Here is a 12,602-nt window from a genome sequence, read left to right on the forward strand (position 1 = left end):
GCTAATGCTATAGACGGTAATTTAGATACCTATTGGGAAACAAACACATATAATTCAAATGAGTTTACAAATGAAGTTGAAGTAGAATTTAATGAAACTGTAGAGTTAAATAGAATAGTATATGGAGCAAGAAAGTCTGATAATAAAGGATTTGCTAATGAGTTTGAGATATATGCTTCTACAACATCTGCAGGAGAGACATATCAACTTGTAGCAACTGGTAATCATGATAAAGTATCTGGATTAGTTGAAGCAAAGTTTAATCCAACTAAGTTTAGAAGAGTGAAATTTAAATTTAAAGATTCAGATCAGAATTGGGCTACATTATCAGAAATAGCATTTTACAAACAAGATAAAGTGGCTGATAAGGTTGAAGGATTATTTACTAATGAATTAAAGAATGAATTATCAGCAGAGTTTAATACTAAAGAAAAATTACAGGCTTTAGAAGAGGAAACAAAAACTCATCCTTTATATGATAGATTTAAAGAGAGCTTAGAGAATGCTAATGAATTATTAAATCAACAAAAGATAGAACCTACAAAAGCAGTTACTCAAAAGTTTGGCTATTATTCTAATGAAGAATACTCAAGCTTATTTAAAATGGATAATAGCAATATAAAAGGAATCAAAAATAATGGAAGGCATTATAATTCACAAGTAATAACTAATGCTATAGACGGTAATTTAGATACCTATTGGGAAACAAACACATATAATTCAAATGAGTTTACAAATGAAGTTGAAGTAGAATTTAATGAAACTGTAGAGTTAAATAGAATAGTATATGGAGCAAGAAAGTCTGATAATAAAGGATTTGCTAATGAGTTTGAGATATATGCTTCTACAACAACTGTAGGGGATACATATCAACTTATAGCAACTGGTAAACATGATAAGGTATCTGGATTAGTTGAAGCAAAGTTTAGTCCAACTAGGTTTAGAAGAGTGAAATTTAAATTTAAAGATTCAGATCAAAAATGGGCTACATTATCAGAAATAGTATTCTATAAACAAGATAAAATTGCGGATAAGGTTGATAGCTTATTTACTAATGGATTAATGAATGAACTATCAGAAGATTTTAATACTGAAGAAAAATTACAGGCTTTAAAAGATGAAGCTAAGGGACATCCTTTAGAGGATTTATTTAAAGAATCATTTGAATTAGCTAATAAAGTACTTAGAGGTGAAATAGAAACTGTAAAAGTTATTACAGCAGAGCAACATGGAGATATGGTTGCACATGCTAAAAATAACTTAAAGTTTGGATTTGGTAATAATAATCAACCAACAGGTATATCTGCAAAACCTGGTGATGAGATAATTGTTTATGTAGATGCAAATCCAACAGATCCCCTACCCAAATTAGTGTTCTCTCAACAAGAAGGTAGCTTTGGTAACTGGTCAAAAACTGTGGATTTAAAAGTAGGAGAGAATATATTAACGGTTCCAGACATTCCAGTAGATAATTGGTATAACCATGATGTAACTAGGGGAGGATCAATATATATAACAAATCCATATACAAGTGAAGAGCAATCTAAGGCTCCAGTTATAAGATTTGCATCAGGAGATAAGTTCCCATTCTTTACAGCAGATACTAATGTAGAAGAATTTAAGAATTTCTTAATAGAATATAAGAAAGCTATTGACGAAGATATAGAGAAACATCCTGATGTTTTAGATAGAGAGGTATTAGATGTTTTTGAATTTGTAAGTGATCATATAGTATGGACAGGTACAGCAACTGGTGCATATGAAGCATATATAGAGCAAGATGTAAATCCTATGGACACAATAGATATGTACAACACTCTTATGAAAGAGATTTTTAGATATTATGGATTAGATAGAAGCAATGAGAAAAATGATCCTAAGTATATAAGAGAAAATGTTAGATTGGCACAACCATTTGGATATATGTATGCAGCTTATGGACATATAGGGGTGCAAGGAGATACTATGACTGGCTTATTAGTTCATGAACCTGGTTGGGGATTAATTCATGAAATAGGTCATAAGATGGATGTATATGAAAGATTATATGGGGAAGTTACAAATAATATGTTACCTATTCATATGTCTGTATATTACAATAATTTAGATAACAGAACACCTTTTGAAAGTGAAGTTTATAAAAATGTTATAAGTGAAAATTCTAATAAATATTCTGAAGGTGGATTAGGTGAAAATTTAGCTGTATTCTGGCAGTTAGAAATGTATAAGCCTGATTATTGGGGGAAATTAAATAAAATATATAGAGAAAGACAAGTTACCTTAGATAATGAAAACCTTGATAATTCTAAGATGCAATATTTAGTGAAGTTTTCTTCAGAAGTATTAGGTGAAGACCTAAGTGAATACTTTGCTAGACATGGATTTGAAGTTAATGCTGAAACTAGGGAAGAAACTAGTCAATATCCAAAACCAGATAAGAAGATATGGTATTTAAATAATAGCAAGGTTGGTTATGAAGGAAATGGATTTACTCAAAATACTGATTTAGATGTTACATTAAGTAGAGTGGAAGATGGAATTAAGTTAGAATTTGCTGTAGATAGTAAAGTTAAATCAGATTTACTAGGATATGAAATATTTAGAGATGGTGAATTAATAGGATTTACTTCAACTAGTACATTTATAGATACTAATGCAGATATAACTAAAAATTCTAAGTATGAGGTAATACCTTATGATATTAACTTAGGAACAGGGGATTCAGTTTCGGTTGATTCATTTGCACCAAGTATTATGCTTCAACAAAGAAAGATAACTTTAAAATTAAGAGAAGAATTTAATCCTATGGATTATATAAAAGCATTAAGTTATGAAGGAAATGTTATAAGCTCAGATGTTAAGGTTGAACATAATGTAGACACTAGCAAACATGGGGTATATGAAGTTAAATACACAGTAATTGATAATGAAATGGAAGTTGAAAAGACTGTAGAAGTTGAAGTGGTAAGTGATTATGAGTACTTATCAGATAGAGAGTGGACATCAGCAGAATCTCAATGGGGAAATCCTAGAAGAAATACTACTATTAAGGGTATGGTAAATGGACAAGTTACAGACTTTGAAAAAGGTATTGGAATCCACGCAAATGGTACAATAACTTATGATTTATCAAATGAAGACTTTGATAACTTTGAAGCTTTACTTGGAGTTGACGGAGGAATAGAAGCCCAAGATACATCTAGTATAAAGTTTGAAGTATTAGGTGATGGAAAAGTTTTAACTACTACTGAGACTTTAAAATATAGCAACAATATGGTTTATATAAATGTACCAGTAAAAGGTGTAAAACAGTTAGTAATAAAGGTTACTGATAGCGACAATGGAAATACTTTAGACCATTCAGTAATTGTTAACCCTAAATTAACTACCAATAATGCAAAACCAGTTATTAAAGTTGAAGATAAAATTTATAAATTAGGTGAAGCTGTAGATTTTATGGCAGGTGTTGAAGCAATGGATGCCGAAGATTATGAGTTAACTCCTGCAATTGAAGTTGTTTCAAATAACTATGAAGAAGGCAAGATTGGTAGATTTGAAGTTGTTTATAGAGTAAAAGATAGTGATAACAACACAGTAGATAAGAAAGCATATGTTACAGTATACGAAGATTTCATAGTAAATAAATCTAAGTTTGGTCAATTTGATGGCTTAAATGAGTATAATGAAGAATTTAAGATACCAGTAGCTTCAGTAACTAATAATGGAGGTAATTACCCACATAGTTTTATAGATTATGCTATTGATGGTAATCCAAACACACACTGGGAAACTAATAAACCAAACAGTGATACCTTTAAAAATGAAGTTATATTTGATTTAGGTGAAAGTAAGGAAATAAGTAGAGTAGCCTATAAAGCAAGAAATGGTGGAAAAGGATTTGCTAGAAAATTTGAAATATATACTTCTAATGAAGCAGAAGGAAATGACTTTATATTAGCAGGGAAAGGTGATTATACTGGAAGTGTTAATGACGTTATTGAATTCAAAATTAATAAAACTACAGCAAGAAGAGTAATGTTTAAATTTATAGAAGCAAGTGAAAATTGGGCTAGTATAGGGGAAATGTCCTTCTATAAAGAGGATGTTTTAGCAAATAAGATGGAAAATTTATTCACTGATAGTACTAAAACAGAGGTAACTGATAGCTATAATACTTTAGAAAAGGTACAAGCTTTGAGAGAAGAGGTTAAAAATCATCCAGCAGCTAACTTGTTTGAAGAAGGTTTAGTCAAGGCTGAAGAAATTATAAGAGCTAAGTTCCCAACAATAGATGTTGAAAATATAACTTATATTAAATTAAACAGTGAGTTTGACTTAACTTCTGGCGTTACTGCAAATGACCAAGAAGATGGTAATATAACTAGCAAGGTTACTATAGATAAGGGTGACTTTAATGTAAGTAGACCAGGGGAATATACTTTAACTTACTCTATAACAGATAATGATGGAAATGTAACAACTAAAGATAGGGAAGTTGTGGTTTATAGTGAAAGTAATTATTTATCTGATTTAGAATGGGAATCTGCAGTATCAGGATGGAAGAATGTAAATAAAGATTCAGCAGTTAATTTAAGTGAAAAAATAAAGCTTAAGGTTAATGGCGAAATAAAAGAATTTGATAAGGGTATAGGAGCTGCAACAAATGCAGAAATAGTATATAAATTAGATGGAAATTATACTAATTTCTCAACATATTTAGGTACTGATAAAAACTACGATGATAATAGAACTACTATAATATTTAAAATATTTGCAGATGGAGAAGAAGTTTATTCTTCAGATGTAATAAGAAAAGATAGTGAAGCAGAATTTGTGAATCTAGATGTTACAGGAGTAAAAGAACTTAAACTAGTAGCAGATGATGCAGATAAAAATGGTCTTGGAGATTTTGCTTCATGGGCAGACACTAAAGTGTATACCACAAATGCAAAACCTAAGTTAACTATCCCAAAATCCTTATCAACTAAGCTTGGAGAAGAAATTGATTTAAATGAAGAATATAGTGCAATAGATGCTGAAGATGGAGATATAACTGATAAGGTTGAAGTATCTGGCAAAGTAAACTTTAATAAAACAGGAAAGTATCCAATAACTTATAAGGTAACTGATACTGATGGTAATGAAGTAGTTAAAACTAGAACTATAGCAGTAATTGATATGAATGATTATAGCTACTTAACAGACTATGACTGGAAAGCTGCTCAATATAACTATACTGTACCTAAAAAGGATATATCTATAAGTGGTAATGCTTTAAGATTAACAGATGAAAATGGAAAAGAAGTGTCATTTGAAAGAGGGGTAGGAGCTCACTCAACTTCAACAATAACATATGATTTAACAGATAAAGATTATGGATACTTCAGTTCATATGTAGGTGTAGATAGACAAATGCATAATACAGTAGGATCAGTTTCATTTGAAGTATATGTAGATGGTGCGAAGAAATTTGATAGTGGATTAATGACTTCAAAGGAACCAATGAAGTATTTAGAAGTTGATATAAATGGAGCTAAAGAATTGAAGCTTGTAGTAACTGATGGTGGAAATGGAAATGGATCGGATCATGCTACTTGGGGAGATGCTAAACTTCATTTTGCAAATGATGTACAAGGTAATTATGAAGAATTAGAGTCGTTAGTAAATGAAGTTAAGGATTATGAGCAAGATATATATAGTGAGGAATCTTTTAAGGTATTACAGGAGGCTTTAAAGAAAGCTGAAGAGATGTTAGCTGATAAAATAAGTACTCAAGATGAAATAAACTTAATGGTTGATGAATTAAAATTAGCTATATCTAACTTAGAGGAAAAGATAGATTTAAATGAGATTATAACTATTAAAGATAAGTCTTTAAAAGATAGTATCAAGAAAGAACTTAACTTATTAAGCGATAATATAACTATTGGTGATATGTATAAATTAACAAAGCTATCAGTGTCAAATGCATGGATTTCAAGCTTAGAAGGCTTACAATATGCTAAAAACTTAGAGCAATTAGATATATCATATAACGAAATTAAGGATTTATCACCACTTAAAAATCTTAAAAAATTAACTGATTTAAATGGAAATCCTCAAATAATAACAGAGGGTATGCTTTATGCAAAAGATAATACAGTAACTTTAGATTATAAGGTTTTAAACAGAAATGGTGAGAGATTAAAACCAAGAGAAATAATTATAAGAAGTAATGAAAACTTTGAAGTTGTTAATTTAACTTTAGAAGAATTAATAGATGAAAATGGAGTTATTTCTTTTGATGTTTCAACATTTGATAGGGCTGTTTATAGTATGTATCTAGTATATGAAGATAAAGAAGATAATTTCTTATCTCAATCACTTTATATGTTTGATGTAGAATAGTAAATATACAATCCCACTTAGATTATATAAGTGGGATTGTAGTTAATTGCGGTATGAATTAAAAAGTGACTTCTTCGCTAAAGGGTGGAGGGGTCACTTTTTTTATGATATTATAAAGTGAAAAATAAAGATATTTAAAATAAACAAAGGAGGAAGTTTGTTAATGGGAATAACAAGTTTTTTTAGACTAGTAGAGATTCAAACAAAGGTTGCAAGTGTAATCCCATATATTTTAGGTACAGTTTTTGCATTATATAAATTTGATAATTTTAATGCAAAACAAGCTGTGTTATTCTTTTTATCAATGATAGTTTTTGATATGACCACTACAGCAATAAACAATTATGTAGATTATACGAAAGCTATTAAAAAAGAAGGCTTTGGATATGAAGAGCATAATGCTATAACTAAGTATGGATTAAAGCCAAAAAGAGTTTTAGGAATTATAATAACAATGTTAATAATATCAGCTACTTTAGGAATAATGTTATTTTTAAATACTGATATAGCAATTCTTATAATAGGAGTAGTATGCTTTGGTATAGGGATATTTTATTCATTTGGTCCTATTCCAATTTCAAGAACTCCATTTGGTGAAATCTTTTCAGGCTTAACAATGGGATTCTTTATAACATTTTTAGCTGTATATATACATATATTTGATCAAGGTGTATTAAATATTAATATAAGTAATTGGAACTTCAGTGTATTAATTGATATAAAAATGATAATGTCTATTTTCATAATTACTATTCCAGCAATTACAGGTATATCAAATATAATGTTAGCAAATAACATTTGTGATATAGATGATGACTTCGTAAATAGAAGATTTACATTACCAATATACATAGGCAAAGAAAAAGCGTTAAAATTATTTAGAGCATTATATTACATAGGATTTATAGGTATAGTTGTTGGTGTTGTTCTTGCAATTTTACCAATAGTATCAATCCTGGCATTAGTAGCTATAAAGCCTGTTAATGCAAATATTAAAAGATTTTTTGAACTACAAACCAAAAAGGATACTTTTGTATTAGCTGTTAAGAATTTTGTAATAACTAATGTTATTTATATAGCTACAATAATTATAGGATGCCTAATTTAAAATAAATGTTGCTATTTGGAAAAGAACATGATATACTAAACAAGTAGCAAAGATGCTAACAAAAAAAGTTTTATATAGATAGATAGTTTCTCGAAAATTAGAGATTATTATATCCATGTACATTCTTTAATTTTAGGAGGAATATTTATGACAGATAAGACATTAGTATGTAGAGATTGTGGAAGTGAATTCGTATTTTCAGTAGGAGAACAAGAATTCTACAAAGAAAAAGGATTCGAAAATGAACCAACAAGATGCGTAGCTTGTAGAAGAGCTAAAAAAGAACAAAATAGAAGATAATTTTAGATTTTTCAGGTTGTAGTTTAAACTACAACCTTTTTTGTTTTTTAGAAAATTATAATTATAATTGAAATCACTAACTTTATTTAATCTATTCCTTCTCCTTATTTTTCTCTATTCCACATGAAACCCAAGGATAGTCAGGATTGCTTGGATCACATGGCTTTGATGTATCAGCCTTCTTTTCTTCTTCTAAAACTTGACCGTAAAAATTAGATTCATTTAAAGTTTCTTTATCCTTCATAAAAAACATCTCCATTCATTTAAAATCTAAATATATTTTTCCTTTAATAATATTATATTCAAAAGAATAATCGTTGATTAATAATTATAAAGTTTATAAAATACTTGTATTTATGAAGAACTGAATTACATCTTATTCCATAAAGTCATGGCTGTAGTTAATTCATATGAGCTACATATTAATTTATGTTTTATAATGATGGGTATAAATGCTTAAATTACTACAAAGACTAAATTAAGAAATTTAATGAAATGGAGTTGTATAGTGGATATGAAGAAAGTTCAATCAACTTGTAATTATTGTTCAATAGCTTGTAACATTGACTTCAATGTAGAAGATAATGAAATAGTCTCTGTAGTACCAACACAAGGATATCCAGTAAATAATGGTTTCTGTTGTATTAAGGGATTAAACTTAGATAAACAAAATACTAAATTTCCCAATCCTGTTTATCCTTTAGTAAGAGGAAAAGATGGAGAGATGGAACAAATATCTTGGGATGAAGCATTTAAGGTAATGGCTTCTAAAATAAAAGAACTTCAAGATAAGTACGGAAGAGAAAGTGTAGCATTTATAAGTACAGGTCAGCTTACAACAGAAGAAATGGCTTTGTTAGGTCATATAGGTAGAAACTATCTTGGAATGAATGGTGATGGTAATACACGACTATGTATGGCTACTTCAGTAGTTGCACATAAGCAAAGTTATGGTTTTGATGCACCACCATATACCTTTGATGATTTAGAATTATCAGATACTTTAATATTCATTGGAGCAAATCCAGTTGTAGCTCATCCTATCCTTTGGACTAGAGTTAGAAATAACAAGAATAATCCAAAGATAATTGTAATAGATCCAAGACAATCAGAAACTGCAATTAGAGCAGATGAATGGGTAGATATTAAGCCGAAAGCAGATTTAAGATTACTTTACACATTAGCTAATTATCTTATAGAAAAAGATTGGATAGATAAAGATTATATAGAAAAGTATACAGAAGATTTTGAAGGCTTTAAGGAGCATGTTAAAAAATATACTTTAGATGATGTAGAAGAAAAAACGGGAATATTAAAGGGAAGAGTTGAAAAATTAGCAGAAACAATCCATGAAGGAAAGAGAGTATCTTTCTGGTGGACTATGGGGGTAAATCAATCTTATCAAGCAGTTAGAACAGCACAAGCAATAATTAATCTTGCAATTATGACTGGAAATATTGGAAGGCCAGGAACAGGGGCTAACTCTATAACTGGTCAATGTAATGCTATGGGTTCAAGATTGTTTAGTAATACCACAGGTTTTTATGGTGGTGGAGATTATGATAATGAGAATAGAAGAAAGGCAATATCTAAAGCTTTAGATATGCCTGAAGAAATGCTTCCAACAAAACCAACAATTCCATATGATCAAATAATAGAAAGATGCATTACTGGAGAAATAAAGGGATTGTGGATTGTTGCTACTAATCCAATAGTTTCATGGACTAATAGTAGAAAGTTTAGGGAAGCTACTGAACATTTAGAGTTCTTTGTAGTTCAAGATATTTATGATAATACTGAAAGTGTTAAGATGTGCCATTTATTATTACCTTCTCAATCTGGACTTAAGAAAGAGGGCGTTTTAATAAATAGTGAAAGACGTTTATCAAGGGTGGTTCCAGCTTTAAGAAAGGAAGAGAATGAATATACTGATTATGATATTTTCTTAGGGGTAGGTAAGGCTCTAGGTATGGGAAAATATCTAGATAAGTGGAAAACACCTGAAGATGCCTTTAATACCATAAGGGAATGTACTAAGGGAATGCCTTGTGATTTCACAGGAATTGAGTATGATATGTTAAAAGACGGTGATGGAATTCAATGGCCATTTAAAAAGGGTGATGAATTAAAGAGTAATCAAAGAAGACTATATGAAGATAATAGGTTCTTTACTCCTAGTGGGAAAGCTAAGTTTATATATGAAGAGGTAGCAGAAGAAAATCCAAAGCCAAGTGAAGATTATCCATACTATTTTAATACTGGAAGAGGAACCGTTGGTCAATGGCATACACAAACAAGAACTAATGAGATTGAATTTGTAACTGCAATAGTTCCAGGGGAAGCTTATATAAATATTCATCCAGAACTAGCAGAAGAGTACGGAATTAAAGAGAATGATAAGGTTATTGTAGATTCACAAAATGGAGAAAGTGCTACATTTATAGCAAAGCTTTCTAGGACAGTTAAGAAAAATCATATATATGCTCCAATGCATTACATAGAATGTAATAAGCTTACTCCATCAGTTTATGATCCTTATTCAAAAGAGCCTTCATATAAATTTATTCATGTAAATATTAAGAAGGCAATATAGGAGGGAGAATAAATGAAAAGAATAAAAATAGATAGAAAGAAATGTATTGGATGTTTAACATGTACTACAGCCTGTATTGTTTCCCATGGAGGCCATGATACAAGAAATAGAATAGCTATTAATAGTGATGGAAGATATTCTCCTATTTTCTGTAGACATTGTGATAGACCAGAATGTGTTTATACCTGTATGTCTGGTGCTATGAGCAGGGATAATGAAACAGGATATGTTTTATATGATGAATCAAGATGTGCACACTGTTTTATGTGTATAATGGCATGTCCTTATGGAGTGCTAAAAACGGATGCTAGAACAAATCACGTTATTATGAAGTGTGATATGTGCAGAAATACTGAAGAAAAATATCCTCAATGTGTCGCAAGGTGTCCTACAAATGCTATTACTTTAGAGGAGGTACAAGAAATATGAGGTGTGTAGTAGTTGGTGCTTCAGCAGCTGGAATTAGCTGTGCAAAGACTTTAAGGGAATTAAATAAAGATGTTGAAATTACGTTGATTTCTAAGGATGAACATGTAGTTTCTAGATGTATATTACATCACTATATTGAAGATGTTAGAAGTATCGACGATTTGAATTTTGCTCCTTATGACTTCTTTAAAGTTTATGGTGTTAAGTGGATTAAAGGTAGAGAAGTAATAAAAATAGATCCAAAGGGGCATAAGCTTAGTTTAGACAATGGTGAAGAGGTTGAGTATGATAAAGTATGTCTTGCACCTGGTTCATCATCTTTTATTCCTCCTATTGAAAACCTAAGAGAAGCTAAAAATGTTGTAGGTCTTAGAAATTTAGAAGATGCTATTTTAATAAAAGATTTATTACCTAATATTAAGGATGTTATAGTTTTAGGTGGAGGGCTAGTAGGAATAGATGCAATAGCAGGTTTACTAAAGTATGATGTTAAAATTCATTTGGTAGAAATGGGAGATAGAATTCTTCCACTTCAATTAGATCATTATGCAGCAGATGCCTATAACAAAAGGTTAGAAGAAAGAGGAGTAGACTTAAGATTTGGTGTAAGAGCTGAGAAACTTATAGTTGATGAAGATAATAAGCCAAAGGAACTTGAGTTGAATACAGGAGAAAAAGTACCCTGTGATTTGGTAATTGTAGCAACTGGTGTTAGATCAAATGTAGGTTTCATAAAGGATGCAGGGATAGACTGTGATAAGTTTGGGTTAGTTATAAATGAAAAAGGTGAAACAGATACTAAAGATGTTTATGGTGCAGGTGATGTTACTGGACGCAATCCAATATGGCCAACTGCTGTTAAAGAAGGAATAATTGCTGCCAGCAATATGCTTGGTAGGGAATTATTTATGACAGACTTTTTTGGAAGCAAGAACACCATGAATATATGTAATTTAGCTACAATGTCTTTAGGTACAGTAATTAAGCCTGATGATAGTTATGAAGAAGTTATTGATGTTGAAGGTGAAGATTATAAGAAGATAATTCACAAAGAAGGAAAGATTTATGGAGCTATAATTCAAGGTGATTTATCTTATGCTGGTGTTTTAACCCAACTTATTAAAGAGAAAATAGATGTATCTAGGGTTAAGAAACCTTTATTTGATATTGATTATGCAGACTTTTTTAATATAAAAGAGAATTTGGAATTTACTTATTAAAAACTGGGCTTGCAATTAAAGAAATAAATTAAAAGTAAATAATATTGTGTTAAAAGGGAAGTTGTTAATAGCAATTTCTCTTTTTTTATGAATAGAAATATATGAGAGAAATAAGTTGGGGGAATTGGTATATGGATAAGTGTCAAAATGATTTAAATAGAATCCCTGTGGCAATAATTATTGAAGATAGGGCAGTAGAAGTAGAAAGATATATAACAGAAAAAATAATAGCCTTTGGAGGAGAAGTTATTAAGGAAGATAATTTATATAATAACTTTAATGGAACTATTATTTATACATCTAATTTAGATAAAGTAAGAAAAGAAGCAATTGATAAAAATTTTCATCAAGTTTTTTGGAAAAAAGATTTAAGTAAAACTGACAATATATTTATAGCTTTTGATTCAAAAAGATATATCTTAGGGCTTAGTGGGTGTTTAAATTCCCTAAAGAAAACTATGGATGAAAACTTAGAAAGTATGATAAAACAAATTAAATTAATGAAGGATGGTAAACATGTTGATAAAAAGGACTGCAATTATTCTATGTGGGGGAAAAAGTAGTA

General features: G+C 29.9%; 8 protein-coding genes. 7 read left to right on the top strand and 1 reads right to left on the bottom strand.

The genetic code is table 11. From position 1 onward, the window contains the following. From I4V16_RS14755 to I4V16_RS14765, 3 genes are all read left to right on the top strand, one after another. On the top strand, positions 1–6,387 hold a 6,387-nt coding region (locus tag I4V16_RS14755; protein WP_195966920.1), incomplete at its 5' end, for an NPCBM/NEW2 domain-containing protein. Between the two features lie 163 nt (positions 6,388–6,550). After that, the gene (gene menA / locus I4V16_RS14760; RefSeq protein WP_111937366.1) at positions 6,551–7,495 is read left to right on the top strand and encodes a 1,4-dihydroxy-2-naphthoate polyprenyltransferase; all 945 of its coding nucleotides are present in this window, start codon (positions 6,551–6,553) and stop codon (positions 7,493–7,495) included. A gap of 147 nt (positions 7,496–7,642) precedes the next feature. Further along, a complete protein-coding gene (locus I4V16_RS14765) occupies positions 7,643–7,795 on the top strand; it encodes a zinc-ribbon domain-containing protein (RefSeq protein WP_027097005.1) in 153 nt (50 codons plus the stop codon). Positions 7,796–7,886: 91 nt separating this feature from the next. On the opposite strand, the gene I4V16_RS14770 is transcribed toward I4V16_RS14765, so the two are convergent. Next, positions 7,887–8,039, bottom strand: a complete 153-nt coding sequence (locus I4V16_RS14770; protein WP_165438810.1) for a hypothetical protein — start codon at positions 8,037–8,039, stop codon at positions 7,887–7,889. Positions 8,040–8,309: 270 nt separating this feature from the next. Here I4V16_RS14770 and I4V16_RS14775 point away from each other — a divergent pair, with 270 nt between their 5' ends. The 4 genes from I4V16_RS14775 to I4V16_RS14790 all read left to right on the top strand — a co-directional run bounded on the left by I4V16_RS14775 (position 8,310) and on the right by I4V16_RS14790 (position 12,600). Further along, positions 8,310–10,388, top strand: a complete 2,079-nt coding sequence (locus I4V16_RS14775; RefSeq protein ID WP_195966923.1) for a nitrate reductase — start codon at positions 8,310–8,312, stop codon at positions 10,386–10,388. A 12-nt stretch (positions 10,389–10,400) separates the two neighbouring features. Then, positions 10,401–10,817, top strand: coding sequence for a 4Fe-4S dicluster domain-containing protein (locus tag I4V16_RS14780; RefSeq protein WP_049179531.1), 417 nt, complete (start codon positions 10,401–10,403; stop codon positions 10,815–10,817). After that, positions 10,814–12,037 (top strand): FAD-dependent oxidoreductase, encoded by a 1,224-nt coding sequence (locus I4V16_RS14785; RefSeq protein ID WP_099328823.1) that lies wholly within the window; start codon positions 10,814–10,816, stop codon positions 12,035–12,037. The genes I4V16_RS14780 and I4V16_RS14785 overlap by 4 nt, the downstream gene beginning before the upstream one ends. A 131-nt stretch (positions 12,038–12,168) precedes the next feature. Further along, the gene (locus I4V16_RS14790) at positions 12,169–12,600 is read left to right on the top strand and encodes a hypothetical protein (RefSeq protein ID WP_049179529.1); all 432 of its coding nucleotides are present in this window, start codon (positions 12,169–12,171) and stop codon (positions 12,598–12,600) included. Positions 12,601–12,602 lie beyond the last annotated feature (2 nt).

Source organism: Clostridium sp. 1001283B150210_160208_E6 (genome assembly GCF_015669365.1).
In the GTDB taxonomy this organism is placed as follows: Bacteria; Bacillota; Clostridia; order Clostridiales; family Clostridiaceae; genus Clostridium; species Clostridium paraputrificum.

What these genes read in the sequence shown, in the direction of transcription:
- menA (WP_111937366.1), top strand. Translation starts at nt 6,551, where the DNA reads ATGGGAATAACAAGTTTTTTTAGACTAGTAGAGATTCAAACAAAGGTT.
- I4V16_RS14765 (WP_027097005.1), top strand. Translation starts at nt 7,643, where the DNA reads ATGACAGATAAGACATTAGTATGTAGAGATTGTGGAAGTGAATTCGTA.
- I4V16_RS14770 (WP_165438810.1), bottom strand. Translation starts at nt 8,039, where the DNA reads ATGAAGGATAAAGAAACTTTAAATGAATCTAATTTTTACGGTCAAGTT.
- I4V16_RS14775 (WP_195966923.1), top strand. Translation starts at nt 8,310, where the DNA reads ATGAAGAAAGTTCAATCAACTTGTAATTATTGTTCAATAGCTTGTAAC.
- I4V16_RS14780 (WP_049179531.1), top strand. Translation starts at nt 10,401, where the DNA reads ATGAAAAGAATAAAAATAGATAGAAAGAAATGTATTGGATGTTTAACA.
- I4V16_RS14785 (WP_099328823.1), top strand. Translation starts at nt 10,814, where the DNA reads ATGAGGTGTGTAGTAGTTGGTGCTTCAGCAGCTGGAATTAGCTGTGCA.
- I4V16_RS14790 (WP_049179529.1), top strand. Translation starts at nt 12,169, where the DNA reads ATGGATAAGTGTCAAAATGATTTAAATAGAATCCCTGTGGCAATAATT.